The following is a 25711-nucleotide window of genomic DNA, read 5'->3' on the forward strand; positions in this document are numbered from 1 at the left end:
TCAACGGGATACCGTCCAAGCACCTGCTCGCAAGTCCTAACAACTTCTAACACGCCAAGCCGCATCCGCCCCGCCATGGTGGTGGCACTTCACGGTGGATATGGCGGGATATGGCGCTTCTTGACGATGTAATTGATGCCAGCGGCGGTATGGCCCGCTGGAATAGCTTGACCCAATTCACGCTCCACCTTTCCGTCGGCGGCTCGTTGTTCTCCAGCGCCGGACATGCCAGCGAATTCAAGGACGTGACGGCGGAGGGCTCGACCCGCGCCCAGTCGGTCCGCTTCACCGGCATTACCGGGGGTGAACACTCCGGCTGCTTTCAACCCGACGCGATCACAATCGAGAGCCTCGAGGGTGAGGTCCTGCGCACATGGGATAACCCGAGCCCTGCATTTCCCGAGACCGGCTCTCCTGCGCTCGCGGACGAACTGCACCTCGTCTTCTTCTGCGGCGTTGCGATCTGGAATTATCTGACCAACCCATTTCTGCTCGCCCATCCCGACGTCGTCACGGAGGAGCTTCCGCCGTGGCGCGAAAACGCTGACACGTGGCGGCGGCTGCGCGCGCAGTTCCCGCCGAACCTGATCACGCTCGCGCCCGAGCAGATCTTCTACTTCGACGAGAACGCCCTGCAACGGCGGACGGATCACGATCTGTTCGGAAACAAGGTCGCACATTATTCCTGGGCCCATGACAGCTTCGGCGGCATCGTCGTGCCGACATTGCGGCGTGTGCAGACGCTGCGGCCTGATGGAAGCGTGATCGCCAGGCCCGTGCTGATGGACGTCGAGATCTTCGACGCCGTGTTCGAGTAGCGGTGGCGACGCGCGAGAGCGGGAACCGTTCACTGCTCTCAACGCCTAACAATACATAACGAGCTAACACGCGGCCTTGGGTGCAACATTGGGCTCACGAGCAACGAACAAGCGTCGTGCTCGAACGAGACCGAGGCCGGTGCACCTCCACCACGAGGGAATGCGTCATTGCAGCGAACGCACTCAAGGAGATCGTCATGAAGATTCTTATGGTTATCACCTCCCACGACCAGCTCGGCAACACCGGACGCAAGACCGGGTTCTGGCTCGAGGAGCTCGCCGCCCCCTACTACGTGTTCAAGGATTCCGGCGCGGAGATCACGCTGGCTTCGCCCAAGGGCGGCCGGCCGCCACTCGATCCCAAGAGCAACGAGCCCGAGTTCCGCACTGACCTGACGCTGCGCTTCGAGGCGGACGCTGCCGCTGAAGCCCAGCTCGACAAGACGGTGCGCCTCGACAGCGTCAAGCAGGAAGACTTCGACACGCTGTTCTATCCCGGCGGTCACGGCCCGATGTGGGACCTCGCCGAAGACAAGGACTCGGTCAAGCTGATCGAATCCTTCCTCGCCGCCGGCAAGACCATCGCGGTGGTGTGTCACTCGACCGGTGCGCTGCGCCACGTCAAGACGCCCGATGGCAAGCCTTTGGTCGAGGGCAAGGAAGTGACCGGCTTCACCAATGGCGAGGAAGAGGACGTGGGCCTGACCCATGTCGTGCCGTTCCTCGTGGAGGACGAGATGTTGAAGCTCGGCGCGGTCTTCTCGAAAACGGCGAACTGGGGCGTACACGTCGTCAGCGCGGGCCAGCTCATCACGGGACAGAATCCGCACTCCTCCGGCCCGGCCGCGCAGACGCTGCTCGCCGCCCTCGCCAAGAAGGCGAAGTCGGCCGCGTAAGTCAGACTCGCATCGGAGCGGTGCTCATCAATGAGCACCGCCCCGGCACTGACCGGACACATCGAGGACGATGACGAAAGCTTTACGCCGGAGCTTACGAATGTGATCCGGCGATCGAAAGCTGCCGCGCACAACAGTGATCACGGTGGCAGCCTGCCGCTCAATCCCGTCAGAGCGGTTGCCGGCGCATGACGCGCCGGCACGTCTCGACGCGACACGCCCACATCGGAGCGATGACATGAACATTCCAGCCACCCTCGCCCTCGCAGCCGCCCTCGCCTGCACCACCGTGCAGGCCTCGGCACAGGATCTGCGGTCGAGCCGACGCTCGATCAGCTATCACACGATCGATATCGGGGGTCTCAACATCTTCTACCGCGAGGCCGGGCCCGCCGACGCGCCGACCGTACTGCTGCTGCACGGCTTTCCCTCCTCGTCGCGGATGTGGGAGCCTCTGCTGCCGCTGCTCGCGGACAAATATCACCTGATCGCGCCTGATTATCCCGGCTTCGGCAACAGCAGCGCGCCGCCGCCGTCCGACTTCACCTACATTTTTGACAACATCGCCGGCGTGATGGGCGAGCTGACGAACAAGCTCGGCCTGACCAACTACGTGCTGTTCATGCAGGACTATGGCGGCCCGGTCGGCTTCCGCATGGCGCTGGCGCATCCAGAGCGCGTTCGCGCCATCATGATCCAGAATGCCGTTTCGCATGAGCAAGGCTTGAGCCCGCTCTGGGAAGCGCGTCGCAGATATTGGGCCGATCCGGCGCATGAGCTCGAGGCGCTCAAGGCCAACTTCACATCCTTGGCCGCGACGCGCCAGCGGCACCTCGGCTCCAGCCCGCACCCCGAGCGCTACGACCCCGATAGCTGGACCGACGAATACGCGTTCCTGACGCGTCCCGGCGAGGCCGAGATCCAGACTACGCTGTTCCTGGATTACCGGACCAACGTGGCCTCCTATCCGAAATGGCAGGAGTGGCTGCGCAAGACGCGGCCGCCGACGCTGGTGGTCTGGGGCAAGTACGATCCGTCCTTCGCCGTCGCCGGCGCTTCGGCCTATCGCGACGATGTGCCGGATGCGGAGGTCCACATCCTCGAAGCCGGCCATTTCGCGCTCGACGAGGCGACCGACGAGATCGCCACGCTGGTTCGCGACTTCCTTGCGCGTCTGGATGGGCACAAGGGCTGACGGCGACTCGCACAATGCACTGACCACAGGAGGCACATATGACCGATAACATCAGCCACGAACGACGTCGTTTCGTCGGCAGGGCTGCGATGGCGCTTGCCGCGACCCAGCTTGCGCTGAGCACGACGGCCACGGCGAAGCCGGCGAAGTCCGCCACCGTCGTCAAGCCCGGCGCCAACACCGCGTTCGCGTCCCTGAAACAGGTCGACGCCGGCCTCCTCAATGTCGGCTATGCCGAGGCGGGTCCCGCGGATGGCCCGCCCGTGATCCTGCTGCATGGCTGGCCCTATGACATCTACGCCTTCGTCGATGTCGCACCGCTGCTCGCCGCGGCCGGCCGTCGGGTGATCGTGCCTTACCTGCGCGGCTACGGCAGCACGCGTTTCCTCTCTGACTCGACGATGCGGAACGGGCAGCCGGCGGCGATCGCGGCCGACATCGTCGCCCTGATGGACGCGCTCGGAATCGACAAGGCGACGATTGCCGGCTTCGACTGGGGTGCGCGCACCGCCAACATCATTGCCGCGCTCCGGCCGGAACGGGTCAAGGCGATGGTCTCGGTGAGCGGCTACCTGATCGGCAGCCAGCAGGCCGGCAAGATGCCGCTTCCGCCGAAGGCCGAGCTGCAATGGTGGTACCAGTTCTATTTCGCGACCGAGCGCGGCCGCGAGGGCTACGACAAGTACCGCCACGATTTCTCGAAGCTGATCTGGCAGCTCGCTTCGCCCCAATGGCATTTCGACGATTCCACTTTCGATCGCAGCGCGAAGGCGTTCGACAATCCGGATCATGTAGCGATCGTAATCCACAATTATCGCTGGCGGCTGGACCTAGCCGAAGGCGAAGCGAAATATGCCGACGACGAGGCGAGATTGGCGCAGGCGCCCATGATCGCCGTGCCCACCATCACCATGGAGGGTGACGCCAACGGGGCGCCGCATCCGGAGCCGTCCGCTTACGCGAAGAAATTCTCCGGGCGTTATTCGCACCGGACCATCAAGGGCGGTATCGGCCATAATCTACCGCAAGAGGCGCCGAAGGCCTTTGCCGACGCGGTGCTGGACGTCATGGCCGAAGCCTAGGCGCCGGGCCTGCCAACGGCACTTAACAACGCTTAACGGGCGGTCGTCTGCGCACGGGGGTATCTCTATTGGGGCGACACCACCGATGCGAGAGGAAAACAGCCGGATGATTCCGCTGCTGGCGAATGCGATCGAGGCCCATGGCGGGCTCGATCGATGGAATGCCCATGAGCGCCTCACCGCCACGATCGTGACCGGCGGCGACCTCTGGATATTGAAGGGCGTCGATCAGGACCATGCGCCGCGCACGATGCGGATCGAGCTGCATCGTGAGCGGGCTTCGGTGGAGCCGTTCGGCAAGCCCGGCCAGCGCACCGACTTCAGCCCGGAGCGGATTGCCATCGTGGCTGCGGACGGCCGCATCGTCGCGGAGCGCAACAATCCGCGCGGCTCGTTCGCGCGGCACGATATGCGCACGCATTGGGATCCGCTGCATCGCGCCTATTTCAACGGCTATGCGCTCTGGACCTACATGACTGCGCCGTTCCTGCTGGCGGCGGACGGGTTCGAGGTCCGGGAGATCGCGCCCTGGCGCGAGGGCGCGGAGGTCTGGCGCGGATTGCGGGCGACGTTCCCGGCCGTGATCGCAAGCCACAGCGCCGAGCAAGATTTCTATTTTGGCCCCGACATGCTGATCCGCCGGCATGATTACCGGGTCGAGATCGCCGGCAATTTTCCGGCAGCTCAGTACGTATCGGATCCCGTCACCGTCGACGGCTTCAAGCTCCCGAGCCGCCGGCGCATCTATCTGCGCGGCGACGATCTGATGCCGCTGCGTGATGAGCTGATGGTGTCGATCGATCTTACGGATTTCCGGTTCGACTGAGCCTTGTCAGGCAGATGCCTCGTCCAGCAGGAGCCGCGCTGCCTTCAAATCCGCTGTCTCGAATCCCTCCGAGAACCGGGCATAGGTTGCGGCGAGATCGTCGAGCGGATTCTTGACGCCCTGCCGAAGCCGAAGCGCCGCGAGCGACATCTCCGTCCGCAACCGCCAGGACAGCGCGCCCTGCTGCTCGGCCAGCGCGAGCGATACGGCAAAGCTCGCTTCGGCGGCACCGAGATCACCGGTGCGCGCCTCGAGGTCGCCGCGCCGGCGCAGGAGCTCGGGCATGTCAAAACCTCCGCCGCCCTGCTCGACGCGAGCGATCGTCTCATGCAGGACTTGCAGCCCTTCCGTCAACCGTCCCAGCGCCGCCAGTCCTTGCGACAGATCCGCGGCGAACGCGGATGCGTAGAGCTCGTAGCGATCCGCATGCAGGCGCGGCAGCGCGCTCCGCAGCAGATCGACACCGCCGGCCAGCTCGCCGCGGGCGATTATGGTCTGCGCGCGAAAGCCGGTCGCGACGGCTTCGTACGGCGCGAGCCCGTGCAAATTCGCATGGGTCGCGAGGCGCCCCGTCATCGTCTCGACGGCGGCCCAGTCGCCGACCCAGCCGAACACCGAGGATGACCAGCACAGCGCGATGCAATGCATCACCACATCACGCGGCGCGGCGGCGCCGACGAGCGGGCGGACGCAATCGAGTGCGCGGTCGGGGAAGCCGCGCAACCACAGCACCCGCGCGAGCGGAATCTGCGGCGTGCGCGAATAGGCGAAATGCCCGGGCTCCGTCCCGCGCAGCGCGGCGTCGTCGCGCACGCCTTCATCGAGATGGGCCTGCGCCTCGGCCTGGTCGCCGGCGAGATGATAGGACACGCCGAGAAGCGCCTTGCTGCCTGCGATCCCCGCGGTGTCGCCGATCTGGCGGGCGATGCGCTCGGCCTGGCGTGCGGTCGGCACGAGGTGCCTGTAGTCGCCCGTGCGGCGATAGAACATGTTCAACCGCGACAGCAGCCTGAACGCATTGGCGTGATCGTCGAGCGCTTCGGCGATCTCCAGCCCGCGCCGGAGTGCGGCCTCGGCCTGCTCGCTGTTGCGCTCCGTGAACATGAAGGCGTGGCCAAGCGTCGACTGCAGCTCGAGCTCCCATTTGCCGCCCTGGTTGGCATCGTCGAGCATCGCGAGCGCGCGGCCCGACCAGATGCGCGCCTCGTTCAGCAGGTTGAGCTCGACGAACAGCCTTGCGGCGCTGCCGGCGAGCGGCACGCGCAAGGCGGCACCGTCGTGGTTGGCAAAACTCCATTCCAACGCCGCACGGGCATCTGCGAGCAGGCTCGCCCGCGCCTGCAGGCGCGAAGCCGGGTCGCCGCCCTGCTCCGCCATGCCGGCTTCGAGCGTGCGCTGAATATATACCGTGTGACGGCGCGCGATCGCCACCGCTTCGCCTGCGTCGACCAGCTTCTGCATGGCATAGGCGCGCGTGGCATCCAGCAGGCGATAGCGCCGCGATGCGCCATCGGGCTGCGCCGACACCAGCGACTTGGCCACGAGCTGTTCCAGCGCATCGACGACGCGATCGGCCGCGGCACCCTCATCCGCGGCGACTGCGATCGCGCCCTTGAGCGTGAAGGAGCCGGCGAAGATGGCGAGTCGCTGAAGCACTGTGCGTTCGCTCTCGCCGATCAGGCCAAAACTCCAGTCGAGCGTCGCGCCGAGCGTCTGCTGCCGTGGCGGCGCCGTTCGCCGTCCGCGCCATTCGAGCTTGAGCCTGGAGTCGAGCAGCGCGGCCATCTCCCGCAATCCGTAGACGCCGACGCGCACGGCGGCGAGCTCGATCGCGAGCGCGATACCATCGAGCTTGCCGCAGATCTCGGCCAGGACCTCGGCATCGTCGTCCGTGATATCGCCGCGATGGCCTGCGGCCGCGGCACGATCGATGAACAGCTGCGCGGCCGGATAATCCAGCACTTCACCGGCGCTGAGGCGCGCCCCTTGCGGCGGGCCGGCCAGCGGAACGAGCTCGAAGATCTGCTCGCCTTCCACCAGCAGCGACTCGCGGCTGGTGGCGAGAATGGCGATGCCCGGCGCTTCGCGATAGATGTTTTCGGCCAAACGAGCGACCTCGTCGATGACGTGCTCGCAGCTGTCGAGGATAAGAAGCAGCCGCCGTCCGCGCAGAAAATTGACTATGCTGCCTGAGGGATCATCGTGATGCACGACGAGGCCCAGAGCGGCGGCAACCGTGCTCGCGACCAGCGTGGCGTCCTTCAGTGGGCCGAATTCGAGGAAATGAACGTGGCCCTCGAATGCCTGCCACATGTCATGCGCGAGCGCGGTCGCAACCGTGGTCTTGCCGATGCCGCCCGGTCCTCGCAGCGTGACGAAGCGGTCGCTCAGCAGACGCGCCGACAACTCGGGCAGCACATCGTCCCGACCGATCATCCGGTCCAGCCGGTGTGGCAAGGCCGCAGGCGGCACCGTTCTTTCAGGTGCACGCGGCGCGAGTGCCGGAGTGGCGTTGCGTTCGCCACGTTGCACAGGCGCGACGAAGCAATAGCCGCGGCTCGGGACGTTGGTGATGTAGCGAGCCCCGTCCTTGCCGTCGCCAAGCACCTTGCGCAGCTCCGCGACATGGACGCGCAGGCTGATCTCCTCGACCGCGAGGCCGGACCACGCGTAGCTCAGAATCTCGTTCTTCGGCACCACTTCGCCGGCACGGCTGAGGAGCAGGCGCAGAATGTCCATTGCGCGGCTGCCGAGCTTGACCGGCGCCCCGTCCCTCTCGAGCAACCGCGACCGCAGCGAAAACGGTCCGAACGAGACTGCGTCGAAATCAAGGCTCGCCCCGGCGCCATTGCCGGGCGAGCCATGTCCTGCCGGGGGTTCGGTCACTTCTGACTCATCTTGACAGCCATTTCATTCAAATGCGCGGCGACTATACCCGCCGTCGATGCGCGGTCCAGCGAGGCACCGCGCCGGCCTCATACCGGCACATCGATCGCAGCGCGATGTTCTGCAATGAACTCACACCGCACCGATCTGCGCAAATAATTGAAATGCTGGACAAAATCAAACGTCCTGCGGCGGGCTGTCACACTTCATGCGCTCGCACAAAATCTAACACCTCCTAATCATCACTAACGGGCTTCTTGCCTGGCTCACGCCTATCCTCTGATCGTGGAAAGCACTGAGAGTTGGCCGATCGCTGCAAGCGGCGACGAGGCCAGGAGAGGACGAGCGATGTTCAATGACTTGCAAGCAGCGCATGCCTGGATCGAATTTCCCGCCAGCCGGTGTGATCGCGAGGCTTCGCACGGGATGCGAGCAATCGCGCAGGAAAGCGGATGGCGCAACATCGACCGCGGCCTGGACACGGACATCACGATTTCGCGATGGGAGGACTCTCGGGCCATCTCGTCGCACGAAGCTACGACGCCGGCGGACCGCTATTTCGTCGCCATCGCGCTGAAGACCGCTCGGGTAAAGCTGACGCGGGACCGTCAGATCATCTTCGACGGCACCATGCCCGCGGGCACGCTGTACGTCAGTGCGCCATCGAAGCTTCTCGGCGTGCAATTCCAGTCGCCCTGCGCTTTCCTGCACTTCCACATCTCGACCGATCATTTTTCGGCGGCGCGGCCGGCGACCGAGGGCCTCAACGACCTCGTCCTGCTGCGCGACCCGCTCGCAGCCGAGCTCGCGAAGGCACTGACCGAGCATGGCGATACCGCGGACCAGCAGTTCGCGCGCTGCATCGGCGAGACCCTTGCGATGCATCTGACCCGGCTTGAGCTGCCACGCTCAAAAGTCAATGCCTTGCCGAAATGGCGGCTACGGCGCGTCGAGCAATATATCGCCGATCACTTTGATCGCTGCATCAGTCTGTCTGAGCTCGCCAATGTCGCGGGCCTCTCGAGGATGCATTTCGCGGCACAGTTCCGCGCCGCGACCGGCTACCGTCCACGCGAATATCTGCTCAATCATCGCGTCGAGCGTGCGAAGACCTTGCTCACGACGACCGAGCGGCCGCTGGCGGAGATCGCGCTTGCCGTCGGCTTCAGCACCCAGGCGCATTTTTCGACCGTGTTCAAGCGCATCAGCGGCGAGTCACCGGCACGCTGGCGTCTGGCCAGCAGGACTGTGCTGCCTGCTACGGAGGCGCTTCCGCGGCGGCGCCCTGCCGCGGACATGGACTGGATGGTCGGCGCAGCGGCGTAGTTCGTGCGGCGGCAGGCGAATTGGGATCGAGGGAACTGGAATCAAGGGACTTGGAATCAAGGGATTTGGAATCAAGCGACTTAAGATCAAGGCACTTGGCATCACGCCATCTGTACTTCGACCGGTTTGCGATTTCCTAGGCGTGAGTGCCCTGCCACTCACGCCGGCTCGAGCCCTTTTCCTCCCGGGCCTGCGAGCCACTCGGGGCCGTCCCTGCGCCCACACAGGGCGGCCCCTTTTCTTTCTGCCTCTCGAGCGCAGCGTAATTCGGCGCCTTCGCAATACGGCCGCAGCAGCGACGCGCCTACACCGGATCGAACGCGCGGATCGGCGGCAGATTGCCGGTGAACTTCTCCACCTCGACCGTCGTGAGCTGGCCGGTGCAGCCCTGCGCGAAGGACGAGGTGCCGATGTCGCGGGTGAGCACGTTGGGATTGCCGTGAACGCAGAGCGGCGCTTCGTCCTCGGGGTCCATCGGGTCGTACCACGCGCCGGTCGGAAGCTGCACGACGCCGGCCGCAATGCCGTCGGTGACGTGGACGGCGGCGAGACAGGCGCCGCGCTCGTTGAACAGTCGGATGATGTCGCCGTCCTTGATTCCGCGTGCATCGGCATCGCGTGGATTCATGCGCGCCACCTCGCGGCCGCGATGCTTCGCGCCCAGCGAATGGCCGCCGAAGTCGAGCTGGCTGTGCAGGCGCGTCACCGGCTGGTTGGCGACGAGGAAGCACGGCGCGCCGGGTTTCGGCATGTCGGTCTTGTCGAGCCAGACCGGATGGCCGGGGCAATCGGCATCGCCGTGCGCAGCGATCTTGGCTGAATAGATCTCGATGCGCCCGCTCGGCGTCGGCAGCGGATGATAGGCCGGATCCTCGCGAAAGCCGCGCAGCCGGCCGCCGTCGTCGGGCTGTTGCGGCACGACCAGGCTGCCGCGCCGCCAGAGTTCGTCGAAATCAGGCGCCTCGAGGCCACGCGCTTGAAGCGAGGCACGCGTCGGCTCGTACAGATGTTCGAGCCACTGCCGCGACGTGCGCCCTTCGGTGAAAGGTTCGCGCGCACCCAGGCGCTCGGCGAGATCGGCAAAGATGTCGTAATCGTCACGCGCAAGGCCGAAGGGCTCGGCGATCTGGTGCATCGCGACCATCAGGGGATCGTTGGTCGAATAGCCGATATCCTCGCGCTCCAGCGTCATGGTCGAGGGCAGCACGATGTCCGCGTGCCGCGCCGTCGCGGTCCAGGCGAGCTCGTGCACGACGAACGTATCGAGCTGCGCAAAAGCCTTGCGCAAGCGGTTGATGTCCTGATGGTGATGGAAGGGATTGCCGCCGGCCCAGTAGACGAGGCGGATGTCCGGATAGGTACGCGTCTCGCCATTGTAGCGATAGGTCGTGCCGGGATTGAGCAGCATGTCGGCGATGCGCGCGACCGGAATGAAATCGCGCACGCCGTTGCGGCCCTGCCCCAGCGTCGGTCCCGGCACGTCGTTGACACGGCGGCCGTAATAGCCGATCGCGCCGAGCGAATAAGCATAGCCGCCGCCAGGAAGGCCGATCTGGCCGAGCGCTGCTGCGAGCACCATGCCCATCCACACCGGCTGCTCGCCATGCTCGGCGCGCTGGAGCGAATGCGAAACGGTGATCAGCGCACGCTTTCCGGCGGCGCGGCGCGCGAGCTCGCGGATCGCGTCCGCATCGACACCGCAAATCGCGGCGGCCCATTCGGCATGCTTGGCCTGCCCGTCGCTCTCGCCATTGAGATAGCGCAGGAACACGGGCCAGCCTTCGGTGTAGCGATCGAGGAAGGCCTGGTCGTGCAGACCTTCGCTCACAAGTGTGTGGACGATGCCGAGCATCAGGGCGGTGTCGGTGCCGGGCAGGCACGTCATCCATTCGGCGCCGGCCTCGACGGGAAGATCGTCGCGCAGCGGGCTGACCAGGATGAACGCGCAGCCGCGCCGGCGCGCGGCTTCCATGGCGCCGCGCTCGACATGCTTGCTGATCGAGCCGCCGGCCACCATGGAGTTCTTCAGCGCCATGCCGCCGAACGCCAGCACGATGTCGGTGTTCTCGGCAATCTGCTCCCAGGTGACGTTGCGCTTGGTGATGTCCTCGTAGCCCGCAAGGATCTGCGGCAGCAGCACCGAGGACGCGCCCGAGGAATAGGTATTCACCGAGCGCACATAGCCGCCCATCGCGATGTTGAGGAAGCGATGCACCTGGCTCTGGGCATGATGGAAGCGGCCCGCGCTCGACCAGCCGTAGGAGCCGCCGAACACGGCGCCGGGGCCGCGCGTGTCGCGGATGCGGCCGAGCTCGTCGCCGAGCAGATCGAGCGCCTTCTCCCAACTGACGGAGACGAACTCATCGCGGCCGCGGCGATCGTCCGGGCCAGGTCCGCGCTCGAGCCAGCCGCGGCGGATCGCCGGCTGGGCGATGCGCGCCTGATGCCGCAGCGCGCCGGGGAAATTGCCGATGATGCCGTTCGGATCGGGGTCGCCCGCATAGGCCCTGACCTCGAGTCCGGCTTCGCTTTGACGCGCGGAAAACACGCCCCAATGCGAGGTGTGGGGCTTGAAGCCGTCAGACAGGTCGAGGCCGGGGTCGGGAAAGCCAATCGTATCGTCCATCGTCTGATCCTTGTTCCGGTACGGCACGGGCCCAGCCGCTGCCGCGTCGATTCCGGTGGCAGTATACCGATCCGCATCCCGATGTCGTCGGGATCAGGGCCGTCGGAAGCGCCGGGCTCCCGCGCGCAAGTACAGCTTGGTGACCGTCCGACCGCGCGACGAGCGGCGATTCTTAAGCCAATTTATTCTTTATTTTCAATATCTTGTTGGATGACCTTCGGGACGCCCCGGTCGCGAAATCTCTTCAAACGACATCGATATGGAAATGTGCGATATGCCGCCCATCCCCACAGCAACATCGGTCTCATCATGATCCAGCGCGTCTTGCCCTACGAAGGACTCCTCCACGAAGTGGTCGAGCATAATGGCGTGCTTTACATCGGCGGGATCGTCCCCGAGGACACCAGCCTCGATATGTCGGGCCAGGCCAACGACGTCCTCGGGCAGCTGGCGCGCCTGTTGAAGACGCTCGGCTCCGATCTCGCCAACGTCTTGCAGGTGACCATCTTCATGACCAACCTGAAGGAGAAGGCGGAGTTCAATGCGGCCTGGAAGGCGCACTTTGCGGAAGCTCACCTGCCGGCGCGCGCTGCGATCGGCGTGGCCGATCTCGGTCCGGGCGTCAAACTCGAGATGACTGCCATCGCGGCCCGGTAACCCCAGGCTCGAGGCGCTCACTTCCAGGCGATCGTGATCGCACTGATGTTGGAGGCGAGCTCAAGTCCGGCCTTCGGGCCTTGCAGCACGATCGTCACGCCCTTTTCGTTGCGCAGATGGGCGCCGTTGACGCCGCCGACGAGTGCGAAGCCGCCGCCGACGGAGCTATAGCTGCCGACGAAGTCGCCGACATCGCGAATGCCTGATGCCCGGCCATCAAATCTGCCGACGGTCGCACCGGCCGTGATGCCGACGCTCAAGCCGGAGACCTTGAAGGGATAGTTCCGACCACGGTAGTTCAGCACACCACTGCCGGTGCCGCCTCCGACCAGCAGGCCAGCCTTGACGAACCTCACCTGGACATGGCCGCTCGCTTGCGCGAACGACGGCGTGGCCGGCATCGCGAGCAGGAGCACCACGAGCGCCGTAAAGCCGATTGCGATCGCGCGCCGCATGCGTTCCGGTTTATGGCTTCGCGGCATCGACCTTCTTCCAGGTCTGGTCGGGATCGAACAGCGTGGTGCGCTCGGCGATGACCGCCGTGCGGTTGCCGAGGTCCTTCTGGTAGACGGTGCCGGCATGATTGACGAGAAAGGTCATCACGCCGGAATTGCCGTATTCGGCGGGCCAGGCGATCAGTCCGAAGCCCCCGATCATCTTGCCTTTGACGACGTAGTTGAGCGCGCCACCGGGCGCGTCGGAACCCTGGCCTTTCAGTATTCGGAAGTAGTAGCCGTGATAAGGCGCGGGTCCCTCGCCTGTGCCTTGCTTGTAGCCTTCGGCCGAGGCCTCCGCGACCAGTGCGCCGAGCGGGCTCGGATCACTGTCGTCACGCCAGAACAGGCCGTCCTTCTTGCCGGGCGTGGAAAGGAAGCGTTGCGCGTAGACACCGGCGCCCTCGCCGCGATCCTTGTCGGCGTATTCATTCTGGGCATCGACATAGGCGAGCGCGGTCTGGATCGCGTCGAGCTCGTTGCGGCCGATGCGGCGGCGAAGCACCTCGATCCGCCCCTCGTCGGTGTCGAACGCCCAGCCTGTCTTGGTGTTGAGCAGCGGAATCGGGAACGGGAAATCGTCCGGCCCCAGTATCAAGGTCGCGGTCTTGTTGCCCTCCGCCTTGATGCCGTGCTTGGCGTCGTACATCGACGTGAAGCGCTGACGGATGTCGTTGTCGGCGACCTCGTCACCGGACGAGACGATATCCTCGGCGGCCCTGCCGAGCACCTTCAGAATGTCGCCCGGCCCGCTTTTGACTGCGGCCGCGAGCGCGGCGGCCGCATCCTCCGGTGTCTTGTAGGATTGCTGTGCCTGTGCCGCCGAGCCAAGCATGGCGAGCGCCACCACGCCCGCCAGGATCGCGCGATGGAGCGATTTCAGGCCGATCATGGCGTCACCTCCGCAGGGATCTTCGCGCCGTCGGCGAGCCAATCGCGGTAGGTGCGGAATGTCAGGCCAAGCTTTTCATAATAGACGCGCAGATAACCATCGCTGCCGCGCGTCACGGCGTCAGGCATCACCTGCTCCACCTCCTGCGCCATCACGCCGACATAGGCCTTGTCGCTGCCGATGTAGCTGAAGCGATAATAGCCGAGGCCGTTAGAGAGATGGCCGAGCAGCGTGATGTCGTGCTTCAGCGCGATGTCGGAGCGCCGGCCACCGCCGCCACCGCCGCGGCCTCCTCCGCCGCCTCCACCACGGAAGCCGCCACCACCACCATGCATGGCCATTCCGCCACCGCCGCCGCGCCCGGCATAGCCCCCGCCGCCACCACCGCGCGGCATGCTCGCCATGCTGGAGCGTCCGCGCGCCGATGCTGCGGCCGCCGCCCGACCGGAGGAGACGTTCATCGCGCCGCCGCGATTGCCGCCACCGCCACGATTGGCGGCAGCGCCGCCGCCGGCACGGTTGGCAGCCTTTGCACGATCGCCGCCGCCCTTACCTGCATTCTTGCCTGCATTCTTGGCGCGATCTCCACCACCCTTGGCACGATCTCCCGCGCCAGCGCGATCGCCGCCGCCGGGCCGGTCGCCGCGATTGCCGGCACGATCACCGCGATCACCAGCACGATCTCCTGCACGATCACCCGGACCGCCACGATCACCGGCACGGTCGCCGGCGCGATCTCCCGCCCGATCTCCCGCACCCTGGTTCGGACGCAGCACCTGGTTTCCATCGCGGCCGCGGAAGTCCATCCGGTCCGACGCGCCAGCCCTGATATTGTTGTTCCCGAAGTGCTGCTGAACATTGACGTTGTTGTAGCGCACCCCCTGGCGATGCGCCGGATTGTGCTGCCAGCCGTTGTTGATGTTGGTGGTGCGACGGTTGACGTAGACGTTGCGGTTACCCCAGTTGGCGCCGCCGCCCCAGTAATTGCCCCAGCGCCCGATCGCCCAGGCCGTGCCGAAGGCGAGGCCAGCAGCGACCACGCCAGCACCGATATAGGATGGATAGCCGAAATAATACGGCTGATAGTCCGCATAGGGCCAGGTGCCATAGACCGTCGCCGGATCGTAATAGGGGACGTACATCGTCTCCGGATCGGCCTGCTGTATGACGACGACCTGCCTGCCTTCCTGGCTCTGGACGCTGACCTTCTGCTGCTTGGTGGTGACCAGCTTCTTGTTGTCATAGGCCTTGTTGCGCAGACGCTGGATCGCATCCATCACGTCGGGCTGCTGCGCAAGAAAGGCATCGCCGAGCTTCTGGGTCCAGTCGAGCTTGTCGCTCATCATGGAGAGAACATCGGCCGTGCTTGCGAGCGCCTTGACGCTGTCGTCCCAGCCCTGCTTGTCGACCTCCGCCTTCAGCGCGTCGCCCTTCAGGCTCGTGTGGTCCTTCAGCCAGCGGTCGGCCTGCACCACCTCGAGCGGATAGGTCGAGGCAGCCAGCAGATTGGCAAGCAGCTCATCGGGATAGAGTGCGATCGGCGCGACCAGGGCCTCGAGCTGCTCGGGCTTCAGAACCTCGGCGGCCGGTGCCGGCGGACTTGCCGGCTGCGCCTGCGTGCTCGGGGCCGCCGGCTTGTCGGCGGTCTGAGCAGTCGCGACGACCGGGATCGCAACCACGAGCGCAAGCGCCAACAGGGTCTTGCCGCAGCGAAACATGCCATCCTCCATCGAACTTTCCGACCACCAAGATCGGGCCGCGGTACTGGCGTTTATTGATCAAGATCAACGAAGGACGGCTTCGCCGCCTTGTTGCGGCGCGAGAGCAATGCCGCGCCGCCTGATCGCCAAACGTCCGTGCTAGTGGATGATCGGGAGCCTGATCGTGAACAGCGCACCGCCAGACGGCTGGTTCTCGGCGGCTATGGTGCCGTGATGGGCCTCGACGATGGTCTTGACGATTGCAAGCCCCATACCCATGCCCTGAGGCTTGGTCGTGAAGAATGGATTGAAGACTTTCGCGAGGTCGCCGACCGCAATGCCCGAACCGGTATCGGCGATCCGGATCTCGGCGTGGCTTCCGGCGCGCCCGGTCGATACGCTGACCTCGCGCTTCTTCATGTCCGCGTCGGAGACCGCATCCAACGCATTGATGATCAGGTTGAGAACGACCTGCTGCAGCTGCACGGGATCGCCCTTGACGTGCAGCTCCGCAGCGGCCGGCGCGTAACCCAGCGTGATCCGGCGCCCGTCGGCGACGGCTGTCACCAGGCCAATGGCTTCCCGTACCGTGTCGTTCAGTTCGGTGTCCCTGATTTCAAACGGTCGCTTCTTCAGGACACTGCGAAGCCTGCGGATGACCTCGGACGCCCGCTGATCGTCGCGCCTGATGTCGGCTAGAATCTGGCGGATCTCGTTGATGTCGGGTGCAGTGGCTTTGAGCATGAGCTCCGCCGTCTCGGCATTGGTCAGAATGGACCCGAGCGGCTGGTTCAGCTCGTGGGCAATCGACGTCGTCAACTCGCCGACGGCCGAGTACCGATTGGCGTGGGCGAGTTCCGCCAGGCGCTGTCGCGACTCGATCTCGGCCAATTGACGGCGATGGCGCTCGTGCAGAAGCCCGCTGATGAAACCGGCCTGTATCAAAATCACGGCCGCGATCAGCAGCATCTGCCAGCTGTAGCGATCCCAGACGGTCGGCTCACGAAACAGGATTTCGCTGCCCGGCGGCAGACTGCTCTCGCTGATCCCCCAGCGCTGCAATTCCCGCCAATCATATTTCGGCGACCCGAATCCGATCGGTTCGTATTTGATGCGGGCCGGCTTCTCGCCGCCGAGGATGCGGATCGCGGCATTGACGGTCTTCGAACTGGTTTCGGCGACGGAGTGCATGGGCCCGCCGACGCTGGCGTTGCCGAAGAAAGGCTCCTGATACGAGAAGATCGGCGCGTTCGCGACAGCATGCAGCCTGTGCAGGGCGATATCGCCCTCGTGGACAATGCCGGCAGCATCGACCGACATCAGCCCCCAGAACAGCGCCGTGTGCGGTGGAAGCGCCGATGCGCGCTTCAGGATCTCCTCAAACGGGAGGTCGGGGTACCAGACGAGGTCGAGCCGGCCTTCCAGCGGTTTCAACTCCTGCTTCACCTCCTCAATCCAGAATTTCTCGAGGGGCGAGGCGCCGATCACAACGGCAACCGTTTTGATATCGGGCAAGACCTTGAGAATGTTCTCGAAGGCCGCCACGAAATCATTGCGGACGGACACGACCACGTCATTGTCGGTGAGATCCAGGCGGTTCACCAGCCGTTGTTCGACCACGGTCAGCACCGCCGGCGCTTCCGGAAAGAGTTTCGCACGGTATCTCTGCACGAACCGCGCCGCGGGTGCGCCGATGCTCAGCACGATGTCGGGCGGCTGGTCATGGTAGAGCGAACCGAGATATTCGACGAAGGGCGCTTCGGGGCCCGCATTGTTGAAGCGCGCGCTGAGCAGCGCGTGCTCCTGGACGTCGAGCGGCCAGGGCGATTGCCGCTCGAGCTCGACCTTGATGCTCCGCGCATATTCACTCCAGGGGCGAAACTCGCGGCCGAAGGAGTGCAGGATCAGCACGCGCTTTGGCTCGCTGCGCGCAGCCGAGCCGGGCTCAGCGGCTCGCGCTGGCCCGGACAGCATGCACGCGGCGAGCAACAAGCCGAGACCCAACAGCGTGGCCGCAACCAGCCACTGCTTGACCGACGCCATGGTCATGCGCCCGTTCCCCTTCGCCTCGACCGCTCTCCGGCGCCTCCGGACCACAATTCTAGCGACAAATGGGCCGCTTCGACAGTGCCGAGGACGCAGTCAAGCTGCACGCAGAACGGGGCGAAACGATCCGATCTGACACGTCAGTGCCCGCTCAGCACCAGCGTCTGAATCGGCAGCAGCAACGCCTGGATGCGCAGCAGCAGGGCATGGACCAGGCCGACGCCGTCGACGACGTGCAGCGCGATCTTTCGGCTGGTCGGGGTGTCCTTGGCGGAAATCTCTTCATGATTGCTGGTGTAGGCGTTGACGATGCAGCTTGAGCCCGGCGTCACGCCCTCGAGGCCGCCTTTGTAGAGCGGCTCCAGGAACACCAGGATCGTGCCGGGCCGAACGGCGTTCTGTGCTTCCAGTAACTGCTCGCCGGAGCGGAATTGGCCGGTGGCGATGTAGTCCTGCACCGTCGTGATCACCATCGGGATGATGACCCACGGCTTCGAGATGCAAGTCGCCTCCGCCACCATGCCGGTCTTCATCACCTGGGCCTCGATCTGACCGAAGCCGGCCTGAAGGAACGTTCGGCCGGCCTCCGTCGGAATCAGGATTCCCGCCGGCCGCATCAACTGGTTGACGACGTCGCCGGGGCGGACAAGGAACTGCTCGACGCGCCCGTCGACGCCGGCGCGGACTAGTGTCTTGTCGAGATCGACCTGGGCCTGATCAAGCGTCGCCTCGGCACTCGCCTTCTGCGCTGGAAGCGAGGTCGAGACCTGCAAGGCCGCCGACTGCCGCGCGGCCGTCGCGGCATCGATTCCGGCCTGACGCTGGTCGACCAACACCTGAAGCTTCTCGATGTCGCGCTGCGCCACGACGTTGGCATTGCGGCGCTGGAGCTCGGTCTTGGTGTCGAGTTCGTCCTTGGCCTGCTGGTAGCTGGCCTTGGCTTCCCCGATCTGCGCCTCGGCCTTGACCACGTCAGCTTGTGCCGTCTGCATGGCGGCATCGACTTCGGCAATCTTGCGCCTGGCGGTCTCAAATGCGGCCTGCTGCTTCGACGCGTCGAGCGTGAACAGCACGTCGCCCTTCTTCACCGGCGCGCTGAAGCCGAACTTGACCTCGGCCACGCGGCCCGAGCCTTCGGGCAGGATCGGCACGGTGCGGAAATAAAGCGTCGCGTTGGATGTCGACGGATGGAAATAGAAGATCATGGTGATCAGCGACACCGTCAGCATCAGGCAGCCGGTAATGCCCCAGCGCAGCTCGTACCAGACGGAGAAGAAGGTGATCTCCTTGCCGAAGCGCTTGCCCTGGACATAGCGGCGGTAGAGATAGTCGGGCAGGATCGTCAGCAGCGAGCAGAACATCAGCTCAAACATGGCTGTGCTCCTTCTCCTTCGCGGGCCCCGGCTTTTCTGGAGGCGGCGTGTCGCCGCCTGTCGGTCGCGGGCTGGCCTGCGTGGCCGCGTCGCTGTCTTCGGGCGTCGCATCCGCGATCTTCTCCACGGAATCGGCGATGCTGCGCAGCGGACCGCCGAAGTCGGGAATGTCGATCATGGCTAGCAGCAGGCCTGCGATCCAGAAGATGTGCATGTGCGTGAAGAGCGAGATCAGGCCGAGCACGGCTACGAATTCGAATTGCAGTTTCTGCGATTTGTGCGCCATTCGCTCGGGCAGGCTGTGCAGTTTCCAATAAAGAGTACCGACCCAGAGCACGGTGCCGATCAGGAAGATTCCCATCACGACCATCAGCGGATCCACCCCGCTTCCCGGTGCGAGATAGAACGGCAGATGATGCGGGGCCATCGGATGAAGCTGATCGCTCAACGTTCTCTCCTCGTCAGGCGCGTTTCCACTTGAATGCGTCGAAAGCAGTGTTGGTATCGGGTGGCGCAATTGCTTGATTTGGATCAACGGGCCTGGAACGGCTCCACCTAGCCTCGCCTGAAAGTTGACGTGCAACAACAGGAGCCGCCTGCCATGCCCGGCATCGATGATCTCATCCCCAGCGCCACGCAGATCCGCAAGGAAGCAGCCCTCAAGGAGGCAGAGAAGGCCGACGAATATGCGCGCCTTGCCGCCGCCGCCGAAGCCGAGAAACACGCCCTCATTGAACGCCTCAGCAAGCCTTCTGGCAAGACCGAGGACGAGAAGATCAAGCTCGCCTCGACGATCATCCAGCGTGCGGTGCGGAACGGCTTGACCGAAGTTCTGGTCTATCGCTTCCCCAACACGCTGTGCACCGACAAGGGCCGCGCCATCAATCAGATGGAAGCGGGCTGGGAGAACACCCTGACCGGGATTCCGAAGGAAATCTTCCAGCTTTGGAGCGATTACCTGAAACCGCGCGGCTATCGCATCGCCTATCAGATCATCGATTTTCCAGGCGGTGTTCCCGGCGATATCGGCGTGACCATTTCCTGGGGTGATTGAGCATGGCCAAGGACGCGCCCGTGGAGCGGATGAAGCGGAAGGACTATGAGAAGGAGCTCGAAAAACTCCAGGTCGAGTTGTGTCACCTTCAGGAATGGGTCAGAGCCCAGAAACTGAAGGTGATCATCATCTTCGAGGGGCGCGACGCGGCCGGCAAGGGCGGGACCATCAAGGCGCTGACCGAAAAGGTGAGCCCGCGCGTGTTCCGTGTCTGCGCCCTGCCCGCGCCCTCCGACCGGCAGAAATCCCAGCTGTTCCTGCAGCGCTATATCGAGCAATTCCCGGCCGGCGGCGAGATCGTGATTTTCGACCGCAGCTGGTACAACCGCGCCGGCGTTGAATACGTCATGGGCTTCTGCTCGCCGACCGAACACAAGCGCTTCCTGGAATTGTGTCCGCTGGTCGAGAAATTCGCCGTGGACGCCGGCATCGTCCTGATCAAGCTCTGGCTCGAGGTCGGGATGGAGGAGCAGGAGCTCCGCTTCAAGGCGCGTATCGAGGATCCGCTGCGGCAGTGGAAGCTGAGCCCGATGGACACCGAGTCGTTCGGGCGCTGGTACGATTACTCGCGCGCGCGTGACACGATGTTCGAGGCGACCGACACGAAGCATGCACCGTGGCGACTGATCCGCTCCGACGACAAGCGGCGAGCGCGGCTCAACGTCATCTCGCACATCCTGAGAACGATCCCTTACAAGAAGGTCAAGCGGGAGAAGGTCAAGCTGCCGCCGCGGTCCGACAAGGGACGCTACAACGACCAGGCGAGCCTGCGCGGCCTGAAGTTCGTCGAGGAACGCTACTGAAACGCGAAACGGGCTACGATGACGCAGCCCGTTTAGCTTGAGTGCCCCCCGGGCCTATTTCAGCCGGATCGTGACGCCGCCAACCGCAGCCGATACTTCCGCGCCGACCCTCGGTCCACTGAGCTGAAGGATCACGCCATTGCCGTTCTGCAACTGCACAGCTCCGGCTCCCGCGGCGACGGCGCCGCCGGCTCCGCCCGCCGCGTAAGAGCCTTCGATCGACTGCGGACCCCTCAGATTGAGGGCGCGGCCGACAAACTTGGTCGTCGAAGCTCCGATCGTGAAACCGACGCTCATGCCTGACACGGTGAAGGGATATTGTTTGCCCCGCAACACCAAGACACCCTCGCCGCCGCCGACGCCGACGATGAAGCCGCCCTTGGTGAAGACGACGGCAACCTGACCGGTCTCGGCACGCGACGGCGTGCTGAAGCCGGTAGCGGCCGCAAACGAGATGATCAAGGAGGCGGCGATGGCAGATTTCCTCATGACGTTCATTCCCCTTTGGTTGTTGCAACGGACTATTGTGCCAGGATCATCGCGAAATAGCCGAACACGGTGAGCAGGATGCCCGATACGGCATAGGCGACCGGGAAGCCGATCCAGGGCACGGAGCTCTGGATTTCGACCGCGGCTTCACGACACGGACCGGAATGCGACCGGGCGCCGGCAACGCCGCCCATCAGCACCGCCGGATTGATCTTGAAGACGTGGTAACCGATCGCCCAGACGACGAAGGGCGGGATCGTGCAAGCGATGAAACCGGCGAGGAAGATCTTCAAGGCGACCGCACCGGTGAGCTGTGCCAGCAGCCCGGCGCCGGCATTGACGCCGACGATCGCGACGAAGACCACGAGACCGAGATCCTCCAGCACATTGCGCGCCGCGTTCGGCGTGTTGCCGAAGAAGCGCAAGCGCGACACGATCGAGGACACGATGACGCCCGAGAGCAGGAGACCACCGGCGTTGCCGAGGCCGATCTTGGCGCCGAAGGCCGGGAACTCGATCATCCCGATCAGGAAGCCGATGATCATGCCGACCGCCAGCGTCAGCAGGTCGGTCGAGGTGTTGGTGCGCGCGATGCGCCCCCACATCTCGCCGAGATCGTTGACCGCGGACTTCAGACCGACCACGGAGACGATGTCCATTCGCTCCAGCTTGGTCTTGAGACCCGCCGGAATCTGGACGCCTCCACGCTCAACCTTGGTCACCTGCAACTGGCCAGCGATTGCGGTGTCGCGGAAGGACTCGAAGGTGCGTCCCACCATGTCCTTGTTGGTGACGAGGATGTCCGCCTGGTCCATGGGGATGCCGAGCGTCTTGGCGTCCGCAACCTCCGGACCGATCAGGCCCATTTTCTCCGTGAGATGCTCGGTCGCACCGCCCAGCGCGACGATGTCGCCCTTTTGCAAGACGAGGTCAGCATCGGCGCCTTGCGGCTCACCGTTCCGCCCAACATTGACGATGCGGTATTCCGGATTCACGGTACGGAATTTTGCGATGCTCATGCCGACCGTCGCGGGATTTTCCAGCCGGTAGGCCCGCAGGGCGAACTGGCGATAACCGGTCAGGCCGCCGCCCTCGAGATCCTTGACACCAAATTCCCGCTCATACTGCTTGGCGGCGGCCGTGGCGTCGACACCCCACCAGCGCGGCAGATATTTGCAGATCAGGATGATGCCGACGGTGCCCCAGATGTAAGTGATGCCGTAGGACAACGCGATCATCCCGGAGGCGTCCTCGGGCTTCATGCCCTCGGGCAGCTTGACGACACCGGAGGTGACGGCCTGCTCGGCCGAACCGATCGCAGCCGACATGGTCTGAGATCCCGCCAGCATGCCACCGGCGGCGCCGATCGGTAGCGCGAACAACTTCGTACAGATGACGACGAGTGCGAGGCCAAGAACACTCGACACCACGGCCAGGACACAGAATTTCAGCCCGTCGCCCCTCAGGCTGTTGATGAAGGACGGACCGACGCGCAAGCCCACGCCGTACATGAAGAGATAGTAGAACAGGCTCTTGACGAAATTGTTCAGCTCGAGCTTCACACCATAGGTGGATGCCCAGACCGACAAGCCGGCGCCCACCACGATGGCACCGGCAACCATGCCGAGACCATAGCCCTTGATGCTGGCTCGCCCGATATAGACGGCAAGACCAACGACGAAGAACAGCAGCAGAAACGGATTCTGCTGCAGGAAGGTGAAAAAACCTTGCATGTTCGTCCCCTCTTTACGAAGCGGCCTTCAGCTTCGGCTGCGCGCCGGGCTTGGGCTTGCCGATCTTCGCCAAGGCTTCGGCGCGCACGAGCTTGAGGCCTTCCTTGGCGTCGTAGCCATGGATCTCCTTCACATCGAGCTTGCGCATGAAGTCGATGGTCTCCTGGGTGATCACCTGACCCGGCACCATGATCGGGAAGCCCGGCGGATAGGGAATCACGAAACTGGCGGAGACGAGGTCGGGGCCGGCTTTCAGGCGGCGGTCGATCTCGGGATCGGCGAGCCTGATAAATTCGCATCCCGCCGCGTCGTAGGCCGCGTAGAATCCGCTGCGGATATCACCCTCATTGGTCTTGCTGCCGGCATCGCCACGGAAGCTCTGGTGGAAGTGCGAGAAGTTCGGCAGATCAGGCACGTCAGTCATCAGGCTCTTCACCCGCGCCTCGAAGGTCTTCTTCGCATTGGCACCGCCTCGGGCGAGGCCGCGATCCACCTCGCCCGCAATCTCGGCCAAAACCCTGATAAGATGCGCGATGTCGCTGCGGGTGTTGTTGATGTTGGACTGGAGCAGCACCGAATTGCGCGAGGTCTTGTTGACCTGGATGTTGTAGTCGTTCGCCAGGATGCCCTTGAACTGCGTGCCGTCGTAGCCGGCGGTGCCGCACACCAGCGTCATGCGGGTCGGATCGAGACAGAACTCATCCTCGTCCAGGCTCTTCAGAGAGCTCGCCCAGTTCGCGCCGGCCGCCAGATAATCGGTGAACCCGCTCTGGCGATATTGCGCCGGCACCATGGCGTCGGCGCCGAGGATACGGAAATATTTCGAGAGCAGCGGATTGGTGTTGACGGCGTGACGGATGGCGAGCGCGATCTCGATCGCATTGGCCACCAGACCATACCCTTCCAGCTCCATCTGGCGCCGCGAGACGTCGAGGCTCGCGATCAACTGCTGGTTCGGACTCGTGGAGGCATGGGTAAAGACGGCCTCCTTGAACTGCTGCTCGACCGTGTGGAATTCGACGTCCTTGACCGAGAGCATCGAGCCCTGACGGATCGCCGACATCGACTTGTGGGTCGAATTGGTCTGATACACGCGCAAGCGGATCTGGCGCGGATCGGGGATCAGCCGGGTATTGAGCAACACCTCGTTCGAGGGATTCTTGCCGAGCGTGGCTTGTTGAGCTTCGTAAGCTGCGACCGATCTCGGATCGCGCATCCAGGCCTCGATCTCGTTTGCCGCTCCCATCGCGGTGCGCCGCCGCAGGAACGGTGAAAAGCGCGCAAAGCCGAACCAGGCCTCGTCCCACAGGAAGATCAGGTCGGGCTTGATGGCGAGGCATTCCTCCATGACCCGACGGGTGTTGTAGATGTGGCCGTCGAAGGTGCAGTTGGTCAGGTCCAGCAGCTTGACGCGGTCGAGCCGGCCATCGGCCTTGGCGTTCAGCAAGGCCTGCTTGATGGTCTTCAGCGGCACTGCGCCGTACATCGAATATTCCGTCATCGGGAAGGCTTCGACATAGAGCGGTTGCGCGCCGGCCAGCACCATGCCGTAATGATGCGACTTGTGGCAATTGCGGTCGACGATCGCGATGTCGCCCGGCGCGAGCAGCGCCTGCACCGCCATCTTGTTCGAGGTCGAGGTGCCGTTGGTGACGAAGAAGACGCGATCGGCGCCAAGCGCGCGCGCTGCCTTGTCCTGCGCCTTCTTGATGTTGCCGGTCGGCTCCAGCAGGCTGTCCAGGCCGCCGGTGGTCGCGCTGCTTTCGGCCAGGAACAGGTTCAGGCCGTAGAACTCGCCCATGTCGCGGATCCAGTCCGACTTGAAGACCGATTTGCCGCGCGCGATCGGCAGCGCATGGAACGTTCCGATCGGACGCTGTGCATATTTCTTCAGATTGTCGAAGAACGGCGTATCGTAGCGATCCTGCACCCCTTCCAGGATCGAGAGATGCAGTTCGAGCAGTTCCTCGACCGAATAGAAGATGCGGCGGACGACATCGGCCTCGGGATTTCCGGCCATCGCCTCCACGTCGCGATTGGACATCAAATAGAGGTCGAGCTCGGGACGGACCCGCTTGATGACGTGGGCAAGCCGCAGCGCCGAGGCATCGGACTCGTCGTTCAACCCGGCCGACGAGGTCATCGTACGGAGCACCGGCGCGTCATGGCGTGAGCGCAGCGCAAAGCCCTCGTTGATGACGACGGCTGCGAGATTGGGATTCAGGATGGCGGCGCAGAAGGCGTCTTCGAGGCTGCCGACGATGACCGGCTCATAGACGAATGGATCGACCGGCCGCCGCAGCTTGCGCCATTCGTTGGCGAGCGCGGGCCAATTGCCGGACGAGAGGCCGGTGACGATCAATGTCTCGAAATAGGGACGGCGCGCACCATACTGCCCGGACATTTGCGGCACGAGATCGGGAGCGTCGCCGTTGCCCTCGTCATTGGCGCTCCCGTCGCCGGCATGTTGGCGAAACGACCTCGTCGTCAAGGCCTGCATCATCCGTGTCGCAAGGGCGAGTGAGCCCGCCGCATCGCCGGCCGCGGCCGCGTCCCGCAGGACCGCCATGAGGTGAAGGCCGGGATAGCCGTGAAATTCCTCCGTTATGGAGAGATCGGCCAGCGCAGCGTCATATTTCGCGCGATCCCCGCCACGCACCCACGCCTTTGCGGCCTCCACCAGATCGCGCCAGTTGTCCGCCCGTCCGCCGGGCCCGGAGAAGAACTGATCGATGCGCTTTTGCGCGGGCTTGGCTTCTTTGGACATACGGCTCTCCCGATCCCATAGGCAAAGGTGATGCAGGATCGTGAGTGC

At 64.4% G+C, this 25711-nt stretch carries 21 protein-coding genes; 10 read left to right on the top strand and 11 right to left on the bottom strand.

Annotation, left to right across the window (positions count from 1 at the left end; translation table 11 throughout):
- The first annotated feature begins 110 nt into the window (after positions 1-110).
- The 6 genes from ABIA90_RS35375 to ABIA90_RS35400 all read left to right on the top strand — a co-directional run bounded on the left by ABIA90_RS35375 (position 111) and on the right by ABIA90_RS35400 (position 4817).
- On the top strand, positions 111-818 hold the full coding sequence (locus ABIA90_RS35375; protein ID WP_354120330.1) for a hypothetical protein: 708 nt from the start codon (positions 111-113) through the stop codon (positions 816-818).
- Between the two features lie 197 nt (positions 819-1015).
- Positions 1016-1714: a type 1 glutamine amidotransferase domain-containing protein gene (locus ABIA90_RS35380; RefSeq protein ID WP_283017282.1), complete on the top strand. Its 699-nt coding sequence runs from the start codon at positions 1016-1018 to the stop codon at positions 1712-1714.
- 30 nt (positions 1715-1744) lie between these two features.
- Positions 1745-1906, top strand: a complete 162-nt coding sequence (locus ABIA90_RS35385; protein WP_354120329.1) for a hypothetical protein — start codon at positions 1745-1747, stop codon at positions 1904-1906.
- A gap of 46 nt (positions 1907-1952) precedes the next feature.
- Positions 1953-2909, top strand: coding sequence for an alpha/beta fold hydrolase (locus tag ABIA90_RS35390; RefSeq protein ID WP_354120328.1), 957 nt, complete (start codon positions 1953-1955; stop codon positions 2907-2909).
- Between the two features lie 38 nt (positions 2910-2947).
- The gene (locus ABIA90_RS35395; protein WP_354120327.1) at positions 2948-3991 is read left to right on the top strand and encodes an alpha/beta fold hydrolase; all 1044 of its coding nucleotides are present in this window, start codon (positions 2948-2950) and stop codon (positions 3989-3991) included.
- A 106-nt stretch (positions 3992-4097) separates the two neighbouring features.
- Positions 4098-4817, top strand: coding sequence for a hypothetical protein (locus ABIA90_RS35400; RefSeq protein ID WP_354120326.1), 720 nt, complete (start codon positions 4098-4100; stop codon positions 4815-4817).
- A 6-nt stretch (positions 4818-4823) separates the two neighbouring features.
- On the opposite strand, the gene ABIA90_RS35405 is transcribed toward ABIA90_RS35400, so the two are convergent.
- Positions 4824-7703: an ATP-binding protein gene (locus ABIA90_RS35405; RefSeq protein WP_354120325.1), complete on the bottom strand. Its 2880-nt coding sequence runs from the start codon at positions 7701-7703 to the stop codon at positions 4824-4826.
- 348 nt (positions 7704-8051) lie between these two features.
- On the opposite strand from ABIA90_RS35405, the gene ABIA90_RS35410 reads away from it, so the two are divergent.
- The gene (locus ABIA90_RS35410; protein WP_354120324.1) at positions 8052-9029 is read left to right on the top strand and encodes a helix-turn-helix domain-containing protein; all 978 of its coding nucleotides are present in this window, start codon (positions 8052-8054) and stop codon (positions 9027-9029) included.
- Between the two features lie 304 nt (positions 9030-9333).
- Here ABIA90_RS35410 and ABIA90_RS35415 read toward each other — a convergent pair whose 3' ends face one another.
- Entirely contained in the window at positions 9334-11655 is a 2322-nt protein-coding gene (locus ABIA90_RS35415) for a molybdopterin guanine dinucleotide-containing S/N-oxide reductase (protein WP_354120323.1), read from the bottom strand.
- Positions 11656-11922: 267 nt separating this feature from the next.
- Here ABIA90_RS35415 and ABIA90_RS35420 point away from each other — a divergent pair, with 267 nt between their 5' ends.
- Positions 11923-12312 carry a RidA family protein gene (locus ABIA90_RS35420; protein WP_479711147.1) on the top strand — a complete coding sequence of 130 codons (390 nt, stop codon included), beginning with the start codon at positions 11923-11925 and terminating at the stop codon, positions 12310-12312.
- 17 nt (positions 12313-12329) lie between these two features.
- Here ABIA90_RS35420 and ABIA90_RS35425 read toward each other — a convergent pair whose 3' ends face one another.
- The 6 genes from ABIA90_RS35425 to ABIA90_RS35450 form a co-directional block, all read right to left on the bottom strand.
- Positions 12330-12794, bottom strand: coding sequence for a lipid-binding SYLF domain-containing protein (locus ABIA90_RS35425; RefSeq protein ID WP_247303611.1), 465 nt, complete (start codon positions 12792-12794; stop codon positions 12330-12332).
- The gene (locus ABIA90_RS35430; RefSeq protein WP_247303613.1) at positions 12778-13698 is read right to left on the bottom strand and encodes a DUF2950 domain-containing protein; all 921 of its coding nucleotides are present in this window, start codon (positions 13696-13698) and stop codon (positions 12778-12780) included. Before ABIA90_RS35430 ends, ABIA90_RS35425 begins: the two co-directional genes overlap by 17 nt.
- Complete coding sequence (locus ABIA90_RS35435; protein ID WP_354120322.1) at positions 13695-15416, bottom strand: DUF3300 domain-containing protein; 1722 nt, start codon at positions 15414-15416, stop codon at positions 13695-13697. Before ABIA90_RS35435 ends, ABIA90_RS35430 begins: the two co-directional genes overlap by 4 nt.
- Positions 15417-15557: 141 nt before the next feature.
- Positions 15558-17447, bottom strand: a complete 1890-nt coding sequence (locus ABIA90_RS35440) for a sensor histidine kinase (protein ID WP_354120321.1) — start codon at positions 17445-17447, stop codon at positions 15558-15560.
- Positions 17448-17584: 137 nt separating this feature from the next.
- Positions 17585-18817 carry an HlyD family secretion protein gene (locus ABIA90_RS35445; RefSeq protein ID WP_354120320.1) on the bottom strand — a complete coding sequence of 411 codons (1233 nt, stop codon included), beginning with the start codon at positions 18815-18817 and terminating at the stop codon, positions 17585-17587.
- Positions 18810-19244 (bottom strand): hypothetical protein, encoded by a 435-nt coding sequence (locus ABIA90_RS35450; RefSeq protein WP_354120495.1) that lies wholly within the window; start codon positions 19242-19244, stop codon positions 18810-18812. Before ABIA90_RS35450 ends, ABIA90_RS35445 begins: the two co-directional genes overlap by 8 nt.
- A 174-nt stretch (positions 19245-19418) precedes the next feature.
- On the opposite strand from ABIA90_RS35450, the gene ABIA90_RS35455 reads away from it, so the two are divergent.
- Together ABIA90_RS35455 and ppk2 are read left to right on the top strand one after the other, a co-directional pair.
- On the top strand, positions 19419-19871 hold the full coding sequence (locus tag ABIA90_RS35455; protein ID WP_166343343.1) for a hypothetical protein: 453 nt from the start codon (positions 19419-19421) through the stop codon (positions 19869-19871).
- 2 nt (positions 19872-19873) lie between these two features.
- Positions 19874-20674 carry a polyphosphate kinase 2 gene (gene ppk2 / locus ABIA90_RS35460; protein ID WP_071911459.1) on the top strand — a complete coding sequence of 267 codons (801 nt, stop codon included), beginning with the start codon at positions 19874-19876 and terminating at the stop codon, positions 20672-20674.
- 54 nt (positions 20675-20728) lie between these two features.
- On the opposite strand, the gene ABIA90_RS35465 is transcribed toward ppk2, so the two are convergent.
- Genes ABIA90_RS35465 through ABIA90_RS35475 form a run of 3 tightly spaced genes read right to left on the bottom strand, consistent with a single transcriptional unit; the run spans position 20729 to position 25663 of the window.
- Positions 20729-21163 carry a hypothetical protein gene (locus tag ABIA90_RS35465; protein WP_354120319.1) on the bottom strand — a complete coding sequence of 145 codons (435 nt, stop codon included), beginning with the start codon at positions 21161-21163 and terminating at the stop codon, positions 20729-20731.
- 32 nt (positions 21164-21195) lie between these two features.
- On the bottom strand, positions 21196-22896 hold the full coding sequence (locus ABIA90_RS35470) for an aspartate:alanine exchanger family transporter (RefSeq protein WP_354120318.1): 1701 nt from the start codon (positions 22894-22896) through the stop codon (positions 21196-21198).
- Positions 22897-22909: 13 nt separating this feature from the next.
- The gene (locus tag ABIA90_RS35475; protein ID WP_354120317.1) at positions 22910-25663 is read right to left on the bottom strand and encodes a decarboxylase; all 2754 of its coding nucleotides are present in this window, start codon (positions 25661-25663) and stop codon (positions 22910-22912) included.
- Positions 25664-25711: the final 48 nt, after the last annotated feature.

Source organism: Bradyrhizobium sp. LA6.8 (genome assembly GCF_040547935.1).
In the GTDB taxonomy this organism is placed as follows: domain Bacteria; phylum Pseudomonadota; class Alphaproteobacteria; order Rhizobiales; family Xanthobacteraceae; genus Bradyrhizobium; species Bradyrhizobium barranii.